13 protein-coding genes are annotated in these 21064 nt (G+C 72.3%); 8 read left to right on the top strand and 5 right to left on the bottom strand.

Annotation, left to right across the window (positions count from 1 at the left end):
• Nucleotides 1–287: 287 nt before the first annotated feature.
• From ABTW95_RS02365 to ABTW95_RS02345, 5 genes are all read left to right on the top strand, one after another.
• Complete coding sequence (locus tag ABTW95_RS02365; RefSeq protein ID WP_500223770.1) at nt 288–3452, top strand: glycosyl hydrolase 115 family protein; 3165 nt, start codon at nt 288–290, stop codon at nt 3450–3452.
• A 90-nt stretch (nt 3453–3542) separates the two neighbouring features.
• A complete protein-coding gene (locus ABTW95_RS02360; protein WP_396452756.1) occupies nt 3543–4925 on the top strand; it encodes a glycoside hydrolase family 10 protein in 1383 nt (460 codons plus the stop codon).
• Between the two features lie 163 nt (nt 4926–5088).
• Nucleotides 5089–6870: a glycoside hydrolase family 15 protein gene (locus ABTW95_RS02355; RefSeq protein ID WP_500223889.1), complete on the top strand. Its 1782-nt coding sequence runs from the start codon at nt 5089–5091 to the stop codon at nt 6868–6870.
• Between the two features lie 27 nt (nt 6871–6897).
• Nucleotides 6898–7950 (top strand): glucose 1-dehydrogenase, encoded by a 1053-nt coding sequence (locus ABTW95_RS02350; protein ID WP_396455065.1) that lies wholly within the window; start codon nt 6898–6900, stop codon nt 7948–7950.
• A gap of 114 nt (nt 7951–8064) precedes the next feature.
• Nucleotides 8065–9051 carry a DUF5954 family protein gene (locus tag ABTW95_RS02345; RefSeq protein WP_500223767.1) on the top strand — a complete coding sequence of 329 codons (987 nt, stop codon included), beginning with the start codon at nt 8065–8067 and terminating at the stop codon, nt 9049–9051.
• A 76-nt stretch (nt 9052–9127) separates the two neighbouring features.
• Here ABTW95_RS02345 and ABTW95_RS02340 read toward each other — a convergent pair whose 3' ends face one another.
• Nucleotides 9128–9505 carry a hypothetical protein gene (locus tag ABTW95_RS02340; RefSeq protein ID WP_500223765.1) on the bottom strand — a complete coding sequence of 126 codons (378 nt, stop codon included), beginning with the start codon at nt 9503–9505 and terminating at the stop codon, nt 9128–9130.
• Nucleotides 9506–9681: 176 nt separating this feature from the next.
• Here ABTW95_RS02340 and ABTW95_RS02335 point away from each other — a divergent pair, with 176 nt between their 5' ends.
• Complete coding sequence (locus ABTW95_RS02335; RefSeq protein ID WP_396452813.1) at nt 9682–11850, top strand: ATP-binding protein; 2169 nt, start codon at nt 9682–9684, stop codon at nt 11848–11850.
• Here ABTW95_RS02335 and ABTW95_RS02330 read toward each other — a convergent pair.
• From ABTW95_RS02330 to ABTW95_RS02320, 3 genes are read right to left on the bottom strand one after another with little or no spacing between them, the layout of a single operon-like run.
• Nucleotides 11747–12289, bottom strand: a complete 543-nt coding sequence (locus tag ABTW95_RS02330; RefSeq protein WP_396452812.1) for a hypothetical protein — start codon at nt 12287–12289, stop codon at nt 11747–11749. The two genes, ABTW95_RS02335 and ABTW95_RS02330, sit on opposite strands and share 104 nt — an antisense overlap.
• Nucleotides 12289–13524, bottom strand: coding sequence for a hypothetical protein (locus ABTW95_RS02325; RefSeq protein WP_396452810.1), 1236 nt, complete (start codon nt 13522–13524; stop codon nt 12289–12291). Before ABTW95_RS02325 ends, ABTW95_RS02330 begins: the two co-directional genes overlap by 1 nt.
• Before the next feature lies 1 nt (nt 13525).
• Nucleotides 13526–14641: a hypothetical protein gene (locus ABTW95_RS02320; RefSeq protein ID WP_396452808.1), complete on the bottom strand. Its 1116-nt coding sequence runs from the start codon at nt 14639–14641 to the stop codon at nt 13526–13528.
• A gap of 240 nt (nt 14642–14881) precedes the next feature.
• Between ABTW95_RS02320 and ABTW95_RS02315 the strand changes: the two genes are divergently transcribed.
• Nucleotides 14882–18010 (top strand): AfsR/SARP family transcriptional regulator, encoded by a 3129-nt coding sequence (locus tag ABTW95_RS02315; protein WP_500223759.1) that lies wholly within the window; start codon nt 14882–14884, stop codon nt 18008–18010.
• A gap of 1071 nt (nt 18011–19081) precedes the next feature.
• Nucleotides 19082–20155: a phosphodiester glycosidase family protein gene (locus ABTW95_RS02310; RefSeq protein WP_396455119.1), complete on the top strand. Its 1074-nt coding sequence runs from the start codon at nt 19082–19084 to the stop codon at nt 20153–20155.
• Here ABTW95_RS02310 and ABTW95_RS02305 read toward each other — a convergent pair.
• On the bottom strand, nt 20106–20882 hold the full coding sequence (locus ABTW95_RS02305) for an NYN domain-containing protein (protein WP_396451773.1): 777 nt from the start codon (nt 20880–20882) through the stop codon (nt 20106–20108). The genes ABTW95_RS02310 and ABTW95_RS02305 overlap by 50 nt on opposite strands.
• Nucleotides 20883–21064: the final 182 nt, after the last annotated feature.

Here is a 21064-nt window from a genome sequence, read left to right as displayed (position 1 = left end):
AGCGGAAATGGCCTACAAAGGCCGCGGCGGAGCGGGCCTTGCGCGGTGCGCGAGGAGCGGCGCCCCGGGGCCGCGGCGGGGCAGGCGCCCGCGGCCGGCCATGATGATCACTTCATCGAAAGATTTCGAAGAGATGATCATGGTCGGTGCGACTCCCGCGACCGGGCTGACCTTTGAAAGCCCGTGAAAGTGGTTGACGCTAGGGGCGCTTGGGACTATTTTCCTGTTTGCTCTCGAAAAGTTATCGAAAAGTTTCGAGACAGCTCCCCCCTCTGAGGAGACCGCCGATGGGCAGTTCCCCGCGGACGTGGAAAGTCCTGCTGGCCCTGGTCCCGACCGTCCTCGCCTTCACCGCCGTGCCCTCCGCCGCGAGGGCCGCCGGACCCGCAGGCCGCGGAGGGCACGGGCACGCCGATCCGGAGTCCTACATCTCGTTCCACGACGGGCGCGGGTACTTCCCCCTCGTCGCGCACGGCACGGCCGCGCCGCTGGTGGTCAGCGGCGCCGACTTCCCCGGCGTCGTGCGCGTCGTCGGCGACCTGCGGTCCGACGTCGAGCGGGTGACCGGCGTGAGACCCGAGGTCACCCAGGACGAGACGCCGTCCGGACGGGACGTCGTCATCGTCGGCACGATCGGCAGGAGCCCGCTGATCAACCGCCTCGTCTCGTCCGGCAAGCTCGACGTCACGGGCATCGCGGGCAAGTGGGAGACGACGCTCGAGCAGGTGGTGGACCACCCGCTGCCGGGCGTCCGCCGCGCGTTCGTGATCGCCGGCAGCGACCAGCGCGGAACGATCTACGGCGCGTACGACGTCTCGAAGAACATCGGCGTCTCGCCCTGGTACTTCTGGGACGACGTCCCGTCCGAGCACCGGCGCGCGCTGTACATCAAGCCGGGCCGGCACACGCAAGGCACGCCCGCGGTGAAATACCGCGGCTTCTTCATCAACGACGAGAATCCCGCGCTGAACCGGTGGGCGCCGAAGTTCTTCGGGAACGGGAAGGCGCCCGGTTATCCGAACGGCTTCAACCACGAGTTCTACGCCAAGATCTTCGAGACGATGCTCCGGCTGAAGGCCAACTACCTGTGGCCGGCGGTCTGGGGGCGGGCGTTCGCCGAGGACGACCCGCTGAACCACGCGACCGCGAAGGAGTACGGCGTGGTCATGGGGACGTCCCATGAGGCCCCGATGATGCGCGGCATCGAGGAGTGGAACCGGCACGCCGTCCCGGCGCAGCGGGACGAGGACGGCGACATCGTCGAACCCGGCCACGACCCGTACGGGGGCACGGGCGAGTGGAGCTACCGCCGCAACGGCGACGCCATCGAGAAGTACTGGAGGGACGGCGTCCAGCGGATGGTCGACGAGGACTTCGAGGGCGTCGTGACCATCGGCATGCGCGGGAACGGCGATGTCAGCCTGCCGGACGGCGACGGCATCGAGCTGATGCGCGGCATCATCGCCAAGGAGCGCGAGATCCTCGGCGAGGTCACCGGCAAGGACCCGTCCGCCACCCCGCAGGTCTGGACGCTCTACAAGGAGGTCCAGCGGTACTGGGACCGCGGGCTGCGCGTCCCCGACGACGTCACGGTGGTCTTCACCGACGACAACTGGGGCAACATGCGCAAGCTGCCCGACCGGAGCCTGCCGGAGCGGGCCGGCGGGTACGGGCTCTACTACCACTTCGACTACGTGGGCGGCGGCCGCAACTACAAGTGGGTCGACACCGCGCAGCTCGGCAACACGTGGGAGCAGCTGCACCAGTCGTACCAGTACGGCATCCGCAACCTGTGGGTGGCGAACGTCGGCGACATGAAGAGCAACGAGCTGCCGCTGCAGTTCTTCCTCGACTACGCGTGGAATCCCGGCAAGTGGCAGCTGGAGAACCTGAGGGAATGGGAGCGGCAGTACGCCGCGCAGAACTTCGGCCCCGAGCACGCGGACGAGATCGCCGACGTCCTGGACGAGTACGGGAACCTGCAGGCGCTGCGCAAGCCGGAACTGCTCAACCGCCGCATCACCGTGGACCCGGACAAGGACCTGTCCACCGACTCCAGCGCGGTCGTCTACGACGACCGGCAGACGCCGTTCTACCTGAACCAGTACGGGGAGATGGCCACCGTCACGGCGCGGTGGAAGCGGCTGGCGGCAGAGGCGGAATGGATACGCGAACGGCTGCCGGAGGAGTACCAGGACGCCTACTACCAGCTCGTCTACTACCAGGTGAAGGCGACCGCGAACCTGTACGAACTGCGTGACGCCGAATTCACCAACATCCTGTACGCGAAGCAGGGACGGGCGGCCGCCAACGACTACGCCGACCTCGCCGAAGCCCGTTTCGACGACGACCAGGCGATGTCGAACCACTACAACACCGAACTCGCCGGCGGGAAGTGGGACGGCTTCCAGAGCCAGCCGCACATCGGCTACGGCGACGTCGAGCGGTACGGACCCAACGCGCCCTGGCAGCAGCCCGAACGCGACAACGTGGCCCTGCCCGACGAGATCTTCCCGAAGCTGAAGCGGATCGACGTCCCCGCCGGCGCCGACATGGGCGTGGCGATCGACGGCTCCGACGAATGGTGGCCGCACGCGGAGTCCGAGGCCGTCCTCCCGGAGTTCAGCCCCTACCAGAGCGGCCCCGCCCAGTACATCGAGGTGTTCAACCGCGGGTCCGACCCGTTCCAGTACAGGATCACCCCCGGCAAGCCCTGGGTGCGGGTCACCCATGACAGGGGACGGGTCGACAAGCAGGTCCGGGCGACCGTGTGGATCGACTGGGCCCGCGCGCCCAAGGGCACCAGCCGCGTGCCCATCGAGATCTCGGGGCCGGGCGGGCGCACGGTGACCGTCCAGGCCGTCGTCAAGAAGCCGGCCTCGAACCGGGCGCACGGTTTCGTCGAGGCGGGCGGCTACGTCTCCATGAACGCCGACCACTACAGCCGCGCGACCGGTGCGGGAGCGGCGCGGTGGAAGCGCGTCCCCGGAATCGGCCGCACCGGCGCCGGAATGGAGCCGTTCCCCGTCACCGCGCCCAGCCGGGAGCCCGGCGAGGGACCGCGCCTCGAATACGACATGACGATCACCACGACGGGTCCGGTGAAGGTCTGGGCCTACCTGTCGCCGAGGAACAGCGTCCTTTCGGCCGAGGGCCTGAAATACGCCGTCTCCATCGATGACGAGCAGCCGCAGGTCGTGAACGTCACGGCGCAGACCGGTGCGAACGACACCACCATGAACAGGCAGTGGGAGCGGAACACGTCCGACAACGTGAACCGCACCGTCACCACCCACGCCATCACCGGACCGGGGACGCACACCCTGAAGTTCTGGATGGTCGACCCGACCGTCGTCCTGCAGAAGATCGTGGTCGACACCGGAGGGCTCAGGACCTCTTATCTCGGTCCCCCGGAAAGCCGGCGGGCGGGGTCTCGCTCCACCTCCGAATAGGCACTCTTCATCCCCGGAATCCCGGAAGCCCCTCACTTTCCTCGGAAAGGCCGAACGAAAAGCACTCACTCTCCTAGGAGGAACGAAACCATGAGAAGAGCACTCACCGCAGTGCTGGGAGCAGTGTCGCTGCTCCTCGCGATGCTGGTGGCCGTCGCGCTCCCCGCGTCGGCGGCCCCCGGCACGCTCGGGGAGGCGGCCGCCGCCAAGGGCCGCGTCTTCGGTACCGCCGCCGCGCAGGGCCACATGGGCGAGTCGGCGTACGTCACCACGCTCGACCGCGAGTTCAACCAGCTCACGCCCGAGAACGAGATGAAGTGGGAGACCACCGAGCCGTCCCGCGACTCGTTCAACTTCAGCGCGGCCGACCAGCTCGTCAGCCACGCTCAGGCGCAGGGCATGGCGATCCGCGGGCACACGCTGGTGTGGCACAGCCAGCTGCCCGGGTGGGTCAGCGGCATCTCCTCCCGGGACGAGCTGCTCAGCGTGATGCGGAACCACATCGCGAAGGAGGCCGGCCACTTCGCCGGCAAGATCAACTACTGGGACGTGGTGAACGAGGCGTTCCAGGACGGTTCCGGCGCCCGCCGCGACACGGTGTTCCAGCGGGTCATCGGCGACGGCTACATCGAGGAGGCGTTCCGGGCGGCCCGCCAGGCCGACCCCAACGCCAAGCTCTGCTACAACGACTACAACATCGACGGCCAGAACGCGAAGAGCAATGCCGTCTACAACATGGTCCAGGACTTCAAGGCGCGGGGCGTCCCGATCGACTGCGTCGGGCTCCAGGCGCACCTGACCCTGGGCAACGTGCCGTCCGACATGCAGGCCAACATCCAGCGGTTCGCGGCCCTGGGCGTGGACGTCCACATCACCGAGCTGGACATCCGCATGAACACCCCGGCGGACAGCTCGAAGCTCGCCACGCAGGCGAACGACTACAAGAAGGTCGTCTCCGCGTGCCTCGCCGTGTCGCGCTGCACCGTCATCACCGTGTGGGGCATCACCGACAAGTACTCCTGGGTCCCCGACACGTTCCCCGGTGAGGGCGCCGCGCTCCTCTTCGACGACAACTACAACAAGAAGCCCGCGTACAACGCGGTCCTGGAAGCCCTCGGCGGCTCCTCCGACGACGGCGGGGACGACGGAGGCGACGACGGAGGCGACGACGGCACCGTCACCTGCACCTACACCCGCACCGCGCAGTGGAACAACGGCTTCAACGGCCAGGTCGTCATCACCGCCGGCAGCAGTGCGGTCAGCTCCTGGACGGTCGTCATGACCATGCACTCCGGCCAGTCGATCGTCGCCCTCTGGAACGGCACGCCCAGCACGAGCGGCAACGTCGTCACGGTCAAGCCGGTCGGCTGGAACTCCAACCTGGGGCCGGGCCAGTCGGCGTCGTTCGGCTTCACCGCCGGCACGCCGAGCGGCGACGTCTCCGACCCGTCCATCTCCTGCAGCACCCCGTAGCGGACGACGCTTCGGCATCCGGCACGGCGGCAGCTCCCATGTCGCCGTGCCGGCACATTTCCGGGGCCTTTCTCCGAATCTCTGACGGACGGGACATACATCCACTATCACGGGTAGATCGGAGTACGCCGGAGGACCGAGTGCGGGGGTGCGCGTTTTGGCACTGAGGATCGAGGACTACGGGCTGCTGGGCGACACGCAGACCGCGGCGCTGGTCGGCAGGGACGGATCGGTCGACTGGCTGTGCCTGCCCCGGTTCGACTCCCCCGCCTGCTTCGCCGCGCTGCTCGGCGACGAGGACGCCGGGTTCTGGCGGGTGGCGCCCGCGTCCGGCGGCCTGTGCACGCGGCGCCGCTACCGGGGCGACACGCTGATCCTGGAGAGCGAGTGGGACACCCCGGACGGCACCGTCCGGCTGATCGACTTCATGCCGCCGCGCGGGGAGGCGGCCGACATCGTCCGGATCGTGGAGGGCGTCAGCGGGCGGGTCCCGATGCGCACGGCGCTGCGGCTGCGGTTCGACTACGGGCGGATCGTGCCGTGGGTGCGGCACCGCGAGGGCGAGTTCAACGCGATCGCGGGGCCGGACGCGGCGTGGCTGAAGACGCCCGTCGAGCTGGAGGGGCACGACCTCGCCACGTACGCGGAGTTCGCCGTGTCGGCGGGCGACCGGGTGCCGTTCGTGCTGACCCACAAGCCGTCCCACCTGCCGCGCCCGAAGGCGGTCGAGCCCGAGCAGGCCCTCGCCGAAACCGAGGCGTTCTGGTCGGACTGGATGAGGCACTACGAATACGACGGGCGCTGGGACGACGCGGTCCGCCGGTCGCTGATCACGCTGAAGGCGCTCACCTACGCGCCGACCGGCGGCATCGTCGCCGCCGCGACCACGTCCCTGCCGGAGCAGCTCGGCGGCCCGCGCAACTGGGACTACCGGTTCTGCTGGCTGCGGGACGCGACGTTCACGCTGCAGGCGCTGCTCGGCACCGGGTTCGCCACGGAGGCGAAGGCGTGGCGCGAGTGGCTGCTGCGCGCGGTCGCCGGCGACCCCGCCGACCTGCAGATCATGTACGGCATCGACGGCACCCGGCGGCTCACCGAGTTCACGGTGGACTGGCTCCCCGGGTACGAGGGGTCGTCGCCCGTCCGGGTGGGCAATGCGGCGTCCGACCAGTTCCAGCTGGACACGTGGGGCGAGGTCCTGGACGGCCTGCACCTGGCGCGCACCGCCCGGATCGACGCGGACGAGGACGCCTGGGACATGCAGCTCGCCCTGATGGACTTCCTCGAAGGGCACTGGCGCGACCCCGACAACAGCCTGTGGGAGGTGCGCGGGGAGCGGCGCCACTTCGTCCACTCGAAGGTGCTCGCGTGGGCGGGCGTCGACCGCATGGTGCAGGGCGCCGAGCGGTACGGCCTGGAGGGGCCGGTCGACAAGTGGAAGGCGCTGCGCCAGGAGATCCACGACGACGTGTGCGCGAACGGGTTCGACGCGGAGCGCGGCACGTTCACCCAGTTCTACGGCTCGCGGGGGCTGGACGCGGCGCTGCTGCTCATCCCGCAGGTCGGGTTCCTGCCGTGGAACGACCCGAGGGTGGTGGGCACCGTCGACGAGGTGCAGCGCGAGCTGTACCGGGACGGGTTCATGCTCCGCTACGACACCGGCGCCGACGGCGGCGTGGACGGCCTGCCGGGCGACGAGGGCTCGTTCCTCGCCTGCACGTTCTGGCTCGCGGACGCGCTGCACGGCATCGGCCGCACCAAGCAGGCGACCGAGCTGTTCGAGCGGCTGCTCGACCTGCGCAACGACCTCGGCCTGCTCAGCGAGGAGTACGACACGGCGGCCGGGCGGCAGATCGGGAACACCCCGCAGGCGTACTCGCACGTCGGGCTGGTCAACACCGCCCGGCACCTGAGCGGCACGCGGCCCGCGCACCACCGCCCCTGAACCGCCCGAAGCCGAAGGAGGAACCGCATGCGCGCCCTGACCGTGCTGCCGAAGAAGGGCGGCTCGCTGGCCGTGACCGACGTCCCCGACCCGGAGCCCGGGGAGAACGACCTGCTGGTGGACGGGCTCGCCGTCGGGGTGTGCGGCACCGACCGGGAGATCGCCGCGGGGGACTACGGCTGGGCGCCGCCCGGGCGCGAGCGGCTGGTCATCGGGCACGAGTCGCTCGGCCGGGTGCGCGAGGCGCCGCCCGGCAGCGGCTTCTCCCCCGGCGACCTGGTCGTCGGCGTGGTCCGGCGGCCCGACCCGGAGCCGTGCGGGGCGTGCGCGCACGGCGAGTTCGACATGTGCCGCAACGGGAAGTACACCGAGCGCGGCATCAAGGAGATCGACGGGTACGCGAGCCGGGCGTGGCGGGTCGAGGCGGACTACGCGGTGAAGCTCGACCCGCGGCTGGCCGAGGTCGGCGTGCTCATGGAGCCGACCACCGTCGTCGCCAAGGCGTGGGACCAGATCGAGAAGGTCGGCGGGCGCTCCTGGTTCGAGCCGCGCCGGGTGCTGGTGACGGGCGCGGGGCCGATCGGGCTGCTCGCCGCGCTGCTGGGCGCGCAGCGCGGCCTGGACGTGCACGTCCTCGACCGCGTCGCGGACGGGCCGAAGCCGGAGCTGGTCGCCGGCCTCGGCGCGACCTACCACCACGAGGGGCTGGACGCGGCCGTCGCGGAGTGCCGGCCGGACATCGTGGTCGAGGCGACGGGCGCGGCCCAGCTGGTGTTCGGCGCGATCGCGAACAACGCCGCGTACGGGGTCGTGTGCCTGACCGGCGTGTCGCCGACGGGCCGCCCGCTGAAGGTCGACGCGGGCGCGCTCAACCGCGACATCGTGCTGGAGAACGACGCGGTCGTCGGGTCGGTCAACGCGAACCTCGGCCACTACGCCGCGGCGGCGCGGGCGCTCGCGGAGGCCGACCTGGACTGGCTGGGCCGCCTCATCTCCCGCCGCGTCCCGCTGGAGCGCTACGACGAGGCGTTCACCCCGCACCCCGACGACGTGAAGGTCGTCATCGAACTGGACGGATGAGCGTCCGAAAACCGGTCTGAATATTGACCGCAATCGCGGACAAGGGTGACGATTCCGGCGCAGGAATGCGGAGAAAACCGTGCGCGCCAGCGGGCGTCCGGCCAGGATGCGGGCATGACCTTCGCGTTGATGCGCGGGTACGACCACATCAACGTGGTCGCCCGCCTCGATCCGGTCGCGGCGGTGCGCGACCGGGAGCTCGGCGAGCGGATCCGGCGCTACCCGAAGATTTTTCCGTTCGGCTCCCCCGATTTCGGCCACGCGGTGCAGCGCGGACGCGAATGGCGCATCGGCGCGCTCGGCTGCGACGACCCCTCCGCCGCCCGGTACGGCCTCGCCGTCGACCTGCGGACGGCCGCCGCCGGCGAGCCCGACCCGGCGACCGCCGGAGCCATGCGCGCGGCCGCCGCCCGGCTCGACCCGGAGGAGGGCGAGCAGCTCGCGAAGGACGAGTGGGAGATCGGCGACCGCCGGTACCGGATCGTCCGGGTGGAGCGGTTCATCCACTTCGGCGACCGGGTGCTGGAGCCGCCGCGTGCCACCGACGCCGGTCTCGCCGGGGACGGTCTCGCCGGGGACGGTCTCGCCCGGGACGGTCTGCTGCGCGGCCACCTGATCGACCCGGCGGCGCCGTGCGGCCAGTGGGAGGCGCAGCTGCGGCTGAACCTCGCCGGTTTCATGCCGAAGCCCGGGAGCGTCCCCGGCATCGTCCGGACGGAGGCGCGGCACGCGATCCGGACGCACCCCGGGGTGGTGCTGCTCCCGCCGGCGTTCGTCGCGGTGGAGCTCGACGGCGACTCATGGGCGCCGCTCACCGGCGGCGACGACCCCGACGAGGTCCGCGACCGGCTGGCCCGGCGCTTCACCGGCCTGCTCCCCCGGCTCCGCGAGTTCCAGGGCGACCCGCCGTCCGCCGCGGAGCTCGCCGAATGGGAGGCGATGGCCGCGGGCATCCGCGCCGCGTCCGGGCACTCGTTCAGCGTGCGCGGACGCGAGTTCCGCACCGTCCGCGTCTCCCGCATGCTCCGCCTCGGCCGCGACGGCCCGGAAGCGCCCCGCCCGTCCGACGAGCAGCTCGACGACCACCCGGCCGACGCCTGACCCAGGCGCCCGACCCCGGCGCCCGACCCTGCTGCCTGACCCTGCTGCCCGCCCCGGCGCCTGACCCCGGCCGCGCTCAGTTGATGTTCAGGTCGCCCTGGACGTCCCTGAGCTGGACGACCTTCTCGGCTCGCCCGTTGAGCACGTTGACCACGCCGTCGTTCGTGGCGGCGGCGTTGGCCTGCGCCTGGTTCCAGAGGCCGCGCGCCTCCGCGGCGAACCCGGGATCGTCGGCCATGAGCCGCCCGACGGCTTCGGCGAGGGACGCGACCCGCTCGGGCGTCGGGTCGGCGGCGGCCCGCGCCAGGGCCTCCTCGCCGGCCGGGCGCCGCCGGAGGCGCTCGCGGACCCGCCGGGACAGCTCGGCGACGGCGGCCCGGACCGGTTCCCCGGCCACTTCGACGGCCTTGCCGGCCATGGCGGTGGCGATGGCGACGGTCATCGGATCTGTCATCGCACCAGTGCATCACGCCGGGCGGACGCGGACAATCGCCATTCTGACCGGCTCTCCATAAATGCCATGACCAAAACTGCAAATAAATCCCGCTGTATCGTCAACCGGACGTCCGGCTACATTAGCCATAAAGCGGGGCGATCAACGCACCACCGAGTCAATGGGATGGATTGAACGTGCAGTCTCCCGACGAACGGGACCGGTGGACCAACGAGCTGACGGGGAGGATCGCCGGGTCGAGCGTCCAGGCCGGCTCCATCGCCGGCGGCGTGCACATCACCGCGCCCGGCGCGCCGGCCCTTCCCGCCCCCGCGCAGCTGCCGCCGTCCGGGCTGTTCGCGAACCGGCGCAGCGAGCTGCGGCAGCTGGCGGCGCTCGCGGAGCGGCCGGGGCCCGTGGTCCTCACCGGCCCCGGCGGCGTCGGCAAGACCACGCTCGCGCTGCGGTGGCTGCACGAGATCAAGGACGGCTACGAGGGCCAGCTGTTCATCGATCTGCGCGGCTTCTCCGGGACCGGGCCGCTCCCGCCCGACGAGCCGCTGGAGCGCTTCCTGCGCGCCCTCGGCGCGGCCCCGGAGAGCATCCCGGCCGCGGCCGAGGAGCAGTCCGCGCTGTTCCGGTCCATGACGACCGGCCGCCGGCTGGTCGTCATGCTCGACAACGCCGTGTCGGCGGCGCAGGTCCGCCCGCTGCTGCCCGGGGCGGGGCCGTCGCTGGTCGTGGTCACCTCGCGGCACCGGCTGACGGGGCTCGTCGTGGACGGCGCGCGGTTCCTGGACGTCGCCCCACTCGGCGAACCGGGGGCGCTGGAACTGCTGGAGCGGCTGATCGGCGCGGAGCGGATCGGCGCGGAACGCGACCACGCCCGCTCGCTCGTCGAGCTGTGCGGCACCCTGCCGCTGGCGGTCTGCGCGTCCGGCGCCCGGCTCGCGGCACGGCGGCGCTGGCCGATCGCCCGCGCGGTCGCCGAACTCGGCGACGAGGCGCGGCGGCTCTCCGCGCTGCGCACCGGCGAGGGCGACATCTCGGTGAGCGCCGTCTTCAACACCTCCTACCAGGCGCTCGGCGAAGAGGAGGCGGCGGCCTACCGGCTGCTCGGCGTCCACCCGGGGCCCGATCTCGGCGTCGCCGCGGCGGCGGCCCTCATCGGGACGGACGAGGAGCACGCCGCGCGCGTCCTGGACGGCCTCGTGGACGCCAGCCTGCTGCTCGAAGGCCCCGGCGACCGGTACCACTTCCACGACCTCGTCCGCCTGCACGCGCGGGACGCGTCCCGCGCGGCGGAACCGGAGCGCGGGGCCGCGTTCGAGCGGCTCGCCGGCTGGTACCTGGCGACCGCCGTGGCCGCCGACCTCACCCTCATGCCGGGGCGCTGGCATCTCGGCGAACGGTACGCGGCCCCGCCGGACGACCGGTTCCCGTCCCGCGGAGCGGCGCTGGAGTGGCTCGACCGGGAGCGCCCGAACCTGGCGGCGGTGGCGCGGGAGGCGCACGCCACCGGGCTGCACGCCGTCGCCTGGCAGCTCGCCGAGGCGATGTGGCCGCTGTTCCTGCAGCGCAAGCACTACGCGTCGTGGATCCGGATGTACGAGCTGGGCCGCGCCGCCGCCGGGTCCTGCGGCGACCCGCGCGCCGAGGCGCGGATGCTGGAAGGGCTCGGGGTCGCCCACCTCAACCTCCAGGACTTCGGCGCGGCGACCGGCCACTACGAGACCGCGCTGGCCCTGGAGCGGGAGTCCGGCCACCGGCTCGGCGAGGCGTCGGCGCTGGAGGGACTCGGCGTCGCGGCGCTCGCCACCGGCGCCCCGTCCCGTGCCGTCGAGCTGTTCGCCCTGGCGCGGGACGTCCACGTGAGCCTGGGGCGTCCGCGCGGGATCGCGCTGATGGACCGGCATATCGGCGAGGCGCTCAGCATGGCGGGGCGGCACGACGAGGCCGACGCGACGCTGGCCGGCGTGCTGGAGCAGTTCCCGCGGCGGGACGAGCCGTACCACCACGCGCGGACGCTCACCTGCCTCGGCGAGGCCCGGCTGCGCGCCGGGCGCCTGGACGAGGCCGCCGCCGCCCTCCGCGAGTCGCTGGCCGTCGCGCGGGAGACGGACGCGCCGCACGTGGCGGCGGGCGCGCTGCGCGAGCTGGCCCGGATCGCCGAGCGGCGGGGCGACCCGGCGGCCGAGCGCCCGCTGCTGGAGCAGGCGCTCGCCCTCTACGCCGATCTCGGCTCGCCGCAGGCCGCGCAGGTCAGCGAGCGGCTCGCCGAGCTGCCGGGCGCGCCGCCGGGCGAGCCGCCGGGCGAGCCGCCGGGCGAGCCGCCGGGCGCGTCGCCGGGTGATGCCGCACCCTGACCACCGTGACCGTGTTCCCGCGGACGAGGGTGAGCCGGGCGAGCGTGCCCACCGGACGCCCGCCCGACACGAGCCAGGCATGCAGGGCGGACGCGTACAGGGCCGCGTCGGCCGGGGGGCACGTCCCGCCGAGGACGGGGTCGAGCCGTGCGTCCAGGCCGCGCGCAGCGACCAGGCAGCCCCGCTCGTTGACGGTCACCGCGACGAGGCACCCCGGATGGGCCGCCAGGAGCCGGGCGGGGTCCCCGGCGCCGCCGACGATCACGTCCGCGCACGCCAGCCAGGCCCGCGACGCCTCGTCCGGCCCGGCAACGAGGTGCTCGTCGCACGGCGGCGGGCCGGAGCCGGCGGGCGAGCGCCGAAGCGTCAGCGCCCGCCCGCCGACGAGGACCCGCTCCGCTCCCGGCAGGCCGTCCCAGACCCGCACGAGCGCGACCATCACGCCGCCCGCAGGCCGCAGGACGCCGGGAGCGGGACCGGCTCGACGTCCGGCGGGCGGTCCCGGTCGGGCAGCCGCAGCAGCCGGTACATCTCCTCGCGGATGAGGCGGGCCGCCTGCCCCGGCCGGGAGGTGATGTCGCCGCGGATCGCGGCATGGACCCGCCCGGTGAACGCGTGCGCGGCCTCCTCCACCTGCGGCGCGAGCGGCCGGTCCGTGTCGAGCCGCGGGGCGAGCGCGCCGAGCCGCGCGACATGGGTTCCGGGGGCCACGGCGTCCTCCGGGAAGGCCCCCAGCAGCACCGGCACCCCGATCGCGGCGCCGTAGCAGGTGACGGACCCGTGGTCGCCGATCAGCACGTCGGCCGCGACCAGCCCGGCGCGCCACCCCTCCTCGGGCGGGAACAGCCGCACGCCGAGCCGCAGGCAGTCGGTGTGCCAGGCGAGCACCTGGCGCCGGCCGTGGTAGGCCCAGACGTGCGGGTGCAGCGCGGCCACGATCTTGTACCGCTCGCGCGGCAGCTCGGCGGCGAGGCGCAGCAGCAGGTCGAAGTGGCGGCCGAGCAGCGAGTCCCCGTTCCAGGTCGAGCTGACGAAGAGGAGCCGCTGACCGGGCCGCACCCCGAGCGCGCGGCGGTACGTCCTCCGGTAGGGCAGGCTCGCGAGCAGCCTGTCCAGGCAAGGGTCGCCTGCGGCGAACGCCACCGGACGCGCCTCCGGGCACTCGCGTTCGAGCATCTCCAGGTGCCGGTCGTGCGCCAGGACGATCGACGACGGCACGACCCTCCCGGCGACGACGAGCCGCTCCCTGATCAGCCCGGTGACGGGACGTGCGGCGGCCGGGCCGTCGCCGCGGAGGCGGGCCAGCAGCTTCCCCGGACCCGCGCCGTGCAGCACGGTCATGACCGGGCCGTGCAGGTTCTCCAGCATCCCGTTGCTCGCCGCGACGATGAGGTCCCACTTGGTCGACACGGACTGCCGCCACGGCAGCACGAGCCCGCCGAGGCTCCGCAGATGCTCCTCCAGCCCGCCGGTGAACACCGACGCCGGCGGGGCCGTGTAGGCGACGGCGACGCGCCGGTCGGACTCCAGCAGCGGGATGACGTCGGCGAGCCGCGTCGCGGCGGTCAGATGGTGCGCGACGGCCAGGACCGCCCGGCGCGCCGGCACGGTCGCGCCGCGCAGAGCGTCCAGCCCGAACGGGCCCGGCACCCAGGAGTCGGCCGAGAAGATCATCTCAGCCTCCCTGCAGGACGCGGCCGGCCGGCCGGCGGCCGATGCGGAACGGCGGCGAGACCGGATCGGCCACGGGGATCGTGGCGGGCTGCGGCAGCCGGAGCAGCCCGTACATCAGGCTGCGGATGTTGCGGTCGAACCGCCCCGGCTCGGACGTGATCCGCCCGAGGACGGGCCGGACCCGCTCCGGCCGCCACCGCGCCGCCGCCTCGGCCAGCTGCGGGCGGACGGGCCGGTGCGCCGCGAACCGCACCGCGAGCAGGCGCAGCGCGTCCCCCGGCGGCGGTCCCGTGATGAGCACCGGGACGCCGGTGATCGTCCCGTAGCGCGTGACGGGCCCCGGCGGCCCGAGGATCCAGTCGGCGGCGGCGAGCGCGGCCCGCCAGTCCGCCTCCGGCGGCATCAGGCTCAGCCCCGCCCGCAGGTGGACCGCGAGCCTCTCCGGGCACCGGTCGCCGCGCGGGTCGGGGACGCCGAGCACGAGGTAGCGGTCGGACGGCAGCTCGGCGAGCAGGCGGCCCACGACGTCCGGCGACCGGCGGCACGCGCACACCCCGGCGCCGCCGGCCGCGGGCAGCGCGACCACGACGAGCCCGCGCCGCCCGCCGACGCCCAGCGCGCGCCGGTAGAAGTCGCGCAGCGGCAGGCTCGCCACCAAGCGATCATGATCAGAGTCGCCGACCACGTGGCCGTCCCGGGCGTCCGGGGGGCGGTCCAGGTGGTGGGCGTAGGTGAAGACGGTCGGCGCGGGCCGGTGCGCCACCTCAGCGGTGATCGTCCCGGGCAGCGCGATGAGCGGCGCGGCCGGCGGGCCCTCGGGAACCCGGTGCGCGGTGACGACCAGGCCCACATCGCCGCCCGCGAGTTCGGACAAGGACAGCGGTGCGGCGCCCGCGTCCTTGAGCATCACCTCCACAGCTGCCGAGGACGGCCCGGGGGCCGCCGCGAAGAGCACGCGCAGCCGCGGGTCGGTGCCCGCGAGCCGCGCCACGTCCAGTGCGGGCTGGCCCCGTACGGGCGAGCCCACGACAACCAGCACGGTGCGCCGGTCCCCCAGCCGTCCCCACCAGCCGGGGTCGAACCCGGTCAGGGCCCGACGCCATTCGAAGCCGGTCATTGCCGTCAACGAACCCCCTTCGTCCTCGGATGCGAACATCCGTCCCTCCGTCGCGGACCGAAAAGACCCGCCCTCCGGAATCGAGTGTCCGCCGAGGAACTTGACGAAAACTTGCAATCATCCTGACTCGGTGAGTAGTGGGAGCTCCGGGAAGTCCCGGGGAACGCGGCTCCGCCCTGGCCATTCGGTGCACACGATGCCAAAATCGGCTCAGGAGGAGATTTCCACAAAGGGGAACCGGTGGAGTTCCGCATCTTGGGCGCCGTCGAGTTGTGGGTGAACGGCCGGCGGCGCGACCTCGGAACGCCCAAGGAACGCTGCGTGCTGGCCGTGCTGCTCCTCAGCGTCCGGCAGCCGGTGCCCACCGAGACCATCATCCGCCGGGTATGGGACCGCGACCCGCCGGCCAAGGCCCGGCAGGGCCTGCAGGTCTACATGACGCGGCTGCGCCACAGGCTGGAGGACGCGGAAGGCGCCACACTGATCTCCAGGCAGGGGTCCTATCTGCTCGACGTCGACGATGACTCCGTCGACCTCTACCGGTTCCGGCGGCTGCGCGACCAGGCCCGCGCGATCGCCGAGAGCGGCGACGACGAATACGCCCTCGATCACCACCGCCAAGCCGCGGAGTTGTGCCGGGCCGAACCGCTCGCCGACCTGTCCGGCGGCTGGGCCGAACGCACCCGGCACAATTTGGAGCAGGAGTTGCTGTCCGCCGCGTTCGCGCGCATCGATCTGGAGTTGAAGCACGGCAACCACGCCGACGTCCTCCGCGAGTTATCGGATCTGACCGAGCGCCATCCGCTGGACGAGCGGCCCGTCGAACGGCTCATGAAGGCGCTCTACCGCTGCGGGCGGCAGGCCGAGGCACTGGAGGTCTACCGGCGCGCGCACGACCTTTTCGCGGCGGAACTCGGCACGGACCCCGGCCCCGGGCTGCGGCGGCTCCAGCAGCAGATCCTGCGGGGCGACCCGGACCTGCTGCGCGTCCCCGGCACCCAGCTGAGCCTGGACCGGCGCCCGCACACGCTGCCGCACCGCGCGCGGGTCTTCGTCGGACGCGACGACGAGATGCGGCAGCTCCTGGACACGGTGCCCGGCATCGCCGGTCCGCCCGCAGGCGCCGCGATGCCCGTCATAGCGATCGACGGCATGGCCGGGGTGGGCAAGTCGGCGCTCGCCGTCCAGTTGGCGCACCGGCTCGCCGAGCACTATCCCGACGGGACCATGTACCTCGACCTGCACGCGAACGACGCCCGGCAGGAGCCCGTCGATCCGGCGGACGCCCTGCACACGCTGCTCCGCATGATCGGCGTCCCGGTGACCCGGGTGCCGCGGGCACTTGACGAGCGCGCCGCGCTGTGGCGGTCCGAGCTGGCGGGCAGCCGCGCGATCCTCGTCCTGGACGACGTGGCCGGGCACGACCAGGTGAGGCCGCTGCTCCCCGGATCCGCCGGCTGCCTGGTGATCGTGACGAGCCGCCGCCGGCTGACCGGGCTGCACGACGCCTGGCCGCTGTCGCTGGAGACCCTGTCCCTCCAGGACGCGACGGCGCTGTTCACCGGTATCGCGGGCCCCGGGCGCGCCAAGGCCGGCGCCGACGTCGCCGCGGTCGTGGAGCGCTGCGGGCGGCTGCCGCTGGCGGTGAGCATGGCGGCGAGCCGGCTGCGCCACCGCCGCGCGTGGGACGTCCGCGACCTGCTGGACCGGCTGTCCGCCGACGACATGCGGCTGGACGAACTGCGCGACGAGGACCGCGGGATAGCCGCCGTGTTCGAGGTGTCCTACCGCGGTCTCGCACCGCCGCTGCGGGACGCGTTCCGTGCGTTCGGCCTGCACCCCGGCCCCGACCTGACCGCCGACGCCGCCGCCGCGGCACTGGCGTGCCCGCTCCGGGAGGCCGAGCGGATCCTCGAGGAGCTGCTCGACCGCCACCTGATCACCGAGCCCGCCCGCGGCCGATACCGCTTCCACGACCTCGTGCAGGACTACGCGCGCCGCGTGGCCCGCCGGACCGACGCCGACGAGGACCGCCGCCGGACCGTCCACCGGTTCCTGGACTTCTACCTCGCGGCGGCCGGCCACGCGAACCACCTGCTGTTCCCGCACCAAGAGCCGACCGGCCGGCCGCACTCCGCGCCGCCCCTCGCGGACGAGGCGGACGCGGCGGAATGGTTCGCCGCCGAGCACGCCTGCCTCCTGAACGCCGCCGCCGAAGCCGACCGCATCGGCTCGGCGACGCACGTCGCCGGCTTCTCCCGCGTGCTCGCCGGGCATCTGGAGTCGCGCGGCCACTGGGACACCGCCGCACACCTGCACACCAGGGCCGTCGAGGCGCTCCGGCGCCTGAACGACCGTCCGGGCACCGCCCGCGCCCTGACCGACCTGAGCCACATCCGTTTCCGCGTCGGCGACTACGACAGCGCGATGGAAAATGCGGAAAAGGCGCTGCAAATCTACCGTTCAACCGGTGACCGCCGTGGAGAGGCGCATATTCTCGGCCGCATTAGCCTCATCCACTGGCATCTATCCCGCTTCCCCGAGGCATTGGCCCACTGCCGGGCGGCGGTGGAAATCCACGGCGCCCTCGGCGACCGGCATGGAGAAGCGGAGAACCTCGATCGCAACGCGATCATCCTGGAGTTCACCGGCGACTACCGCGAGGCCGAACGGCTCCGCTTCAAGGCCCTCGCGATCCTCACCGAGATCGACGCCCCGCGCCTGCGGACGATGGCGCTCAACAACATGGGCGACCTGATGATCCGCATGGGCGACGTCGACCGCGCCGCCGAGTACTACGCGCAGACCGCCGGCGCCGCCGAGCTGAGCCGCCAGCATGAGGCCATCGTGCTCATCAACGCGGCCAACGTCCACCGCCGCACCGGAGCCTACGAAACGGCCCTGGCCAATTACCGCGCGGCCCTCGCGATAGCGATGGAATTGGGCGATCGGAGAACACAGGTCGACACCCTCATCGGTATCGGCGCCACTTTACATAGCATTGGCCGCTACGGTGATGCTTTAATTCATCACGAACGAGCTGTAGCCATTTCACGCTCGATCAAGGAGCGTTACGAAGAGACCGTTGCCCTCCGCCACCTAGGCGAAGTGCTCACCTCCTCCGGCCGCTATCCGGCCGCCGCCGAGCACCTCCGGCAGGCTTACGCTCTATCCACCGACATAGGCGTCCCGGACGAGAAGGCGAGAGCCTTGGCGAGCCTGGGCACGGCCCTCCTCCACGTCCAGGGCAGCGAAGCCGCCCGCCGCCCCTGGGAGGAGGCGCTGCACCTCTTCACCGCGCTGAACCTGCCCGAGGCGCAGGACCTGCGAGCCCGGCTCCAGTCCCTCGACCGCGCCTCCGGCACCTGACCCAGGCTAGAACTCATTCCATTCTCTGCCGGGTGCTTGCCTCGAACACCTCGCCGCCCAGCGCCGAACATCATGCAAGAAACATGTTCTAATCCGCACCACCCTGCCGCACGTGCACCCCACCGAGCCGAGGCGCCATCTCTTCTCCTCGCTCGCAATGCGGCATCTCGGGTAGGCGGGTACGAGAGTCACCAAAGTTGCCACCCAGGATCATCCAGGCTTAGTACGCTCTCTCCCTAGAAACCCGGACGTACCGGGTTGGTGGATGCTAGCGAATGGGATTCTTCGTGACCCGTCTCTTGCACAAGGTTCTAACCGCCGCTCTGGTGCTCACCGTGACGCCTAACGTCATGGTGGTGCTCATTCAGCTCATTCATATGACCGGGTGAGGTCGTAAGACCGGGTAGGGGCAAGGCCCACCCAACCCGCCGCTCACAGAGGCGCCGCATGCGCAGTGCCTCTGTCGCGCCCCCGCCCGGCCTACCGCGTACAGAGGCGTCGCATGTGCGGCGCCTCTGTCGCGTTGTGCAGGGATTCGCGCGAGGCGGCGACACGGCCAGAGCCGAACCCGCGACCGCGCGGGCAAGCCGCGAGCCGGCTGGGACGGAGTGACTCCTCCCCCGGCTCATACGCAAGCGGCTTGCCACAAGACGAGCCCGTTCCCGTTGACTTGCGGCGTGTTGCCCTTATCGGGGCGCTCTTTGGGCAACACGCCGCAAGTCAACGTGTGGGGGTGGAGGCGCGTCATGATCAGCGGGTCGGGGGTCGCTGAGAGGGCGTCGGATGCGATGGGTCGCGGCCGGGGTGGTCGTTGCGGGGATGGTTCTGGCCGGGCACGTGCCGGCGGTCGCGGCGCCGGCGGTCGCGGCGACGGCGGCACCGCCGGGAATGGACGGGGCTGGGGCGGACAAGGCCGGGGGCGGGGGGCGGACGGATGTGCGGGGGTGGGGGCTGCCGTCCTTCGCCGGGGGCGGGGAGGTGCGGTTCACCTCCTCTGAGCGGATCGCGCCTGGGGTGAGGTTTCGGACGTTCGAGACGTTCGGGGGCCGTGGGCGGGTGTCGGGTGATCTGGTGGACGTCGATCTGCGCAGCCCGAAGGTCTTCGTGGGTCTGTTGCGGCCGCCCGTGGTCGCCGCGCGCCGGACGGTGTCGGAGATGGCGGACGCGCAGGGGGCGGTGGCGGGCGTGAACGGTGACTTCTTCAACGCCAGCGAGACGCATGACGGGGTTGCGCCGACGGGGGCGTCGTCCGGTGCGGAGGTGGTCGGAGGGCGTCCGCTCAAGGGGGCGGTGCCGGATGGGCAGCGGTTCGGGCCCGCGCTGCCGCCCGGTGCGTCCGGTGAGAGCGTCATCGGGGTAGGGGCCGATCGGCGCGGGCATGTGGCGCGGTTGCGGCTGGCCGGGGTCGTCCGGTCTGGGAAGAGGTCCATCGCGCTGCGCGGGCTCAACCAGTACGCGATCCGGGTCGGCGGCGTTGGGGCGTTCGATTCGCGGTGGGGCGCGGTGTCGCGGCGGCGCGCGGTGTGCGGGACGGACAAGGTGCGCAGCGCACCGTGCAGCACGAACACGGCCGAGGTGACCGTCCGGCGGGGCGTGGTCGCGGGCGTGTCCGAGGCGGTGGGCGCGGGCGCGATCCCGGCGGGCACGACCGTGCTGGTCGGGAGAGAGGAGGGCGCCGACGCGCTGCGCCGGCTGCGGCCCGGCGACCGGGTGCGGGTCTCCTACCGCTTCGCCGGGTCCGTCCGCTTCCGGTTCGCGGTGGGCGGAATCCCGATCCTGCGGGACGGCGATCCGCTGGACGTGAGCCCCAAGGGACCGGCACCGCGCACCGCGGCCGGGGTGAGCCGCGGGGGGCGGCACCTGTTCCTCGTCGTGGTGGACGGCCGGTCGGAGCGGAGCGGCGGCCTGACCCTCGCCGAGCTGGCGGATCTGCTGGACGAGCTGGGCGCCGACGACGCGGTGAACCTCGACGGCGGCGGCTCCTCGACCTTGGTCACCCGAGACCCCGGCGCCGCATCGGTGACCGTCCGCAACACCCCGGCGGACGGCGGAGAGCGCGCCGTCGCCAACGGCATCGGCGTCTTTCGAGCGGGTGCTACGCGGTCGGTTTCTTGTCGTGGTGGCGTTTGTCGCGGACGTAGATGATCGGGGGCTTTCCGTCGCCGGGGCTGCGGCGGTCCATGACGAACAGCGTCGTCGCGGCGATCAGGTCGCTGAGCTTGGCGTAGCCGTAGTTGCGGGAGTCGAACTCGGGGCGCTGCTTGGTGATGATGTGGCCGACGGACGCCAGCGGAGCCCAGCCGTCCTCGTCGGAGGCCGCCTCCACCGCGTTGCGGAGGAGGTTGACGAGTGCGGCGTCCTGCTTGAGCTTCGCGGCCGACGTCGGGGGCGCGGGCTTGAGCGTCGCCGCGGGTGCGGCCGCGCCCTGGTCGTAGGTGAGGTTCTCGATGTAGATGAACTTGTCGCAGGCCGCCACGAACGGCTTGGGCGTCTTGCGTTCACCGAACCCGTACACGGTCAGGCCGGACTCGCGGATCCGCGCGGCCAGGCGGGTGAAGTCGCTGTCGCTGGAGACGATGCAGAACCCGTCGAAGCGGTCGGAGTACAGCAGGTCCATCGCGTCGATGACCATCGCCGCGTCGGTGGCGTTCTTGCCGGTGGTGTAGGCGAACTGCTGGATGGGCTGGATCGACTGGTCGAGCAGATGCTCCTTCCAGCCCCGCAGGCTCGTGCCGGTCCAGTCGCCGTAGGCGCGCTTGACGTGGGCGGTGCCGTACTTCGCGACCTCCGCCAGCAGCGCTTCGACGATGCTGGGCTGCGCGTTGTCGGCGTCGATGAGCACCGCCAGCCTGTCGGTGTTATCGCTGACCATGAACCGCCTCCCGAGTACGTGACCTAGTACACCAGAGGCCGCCCGCATCCCGGCGCACTCGCGGTGTCCCGGGTCTCGCAAGGGCGAGCGCAGCCTTGGGCGGCTCAGTGCAGCTGACTTCCGAGGGGCTTCGACCGACCGGAGCTGGACGGGCGTCCGCAAGTCGGCGCGCCTCCCCTCGC

Source organism: Spirillospora sp. NPDC127506, assembly GCF_040302145.1.
In the GTDB taxonomy this organism is placed as follows: Bacteria; Actinomycetota; Actinomycetes; order Streptosporangiales; family Streptosporangiaceae; genus Spirillospora.
Note: the sequence above shows the minus strand (reverse complement) of the source record. Positions and strands in the feature narration are given on the sequence as shown.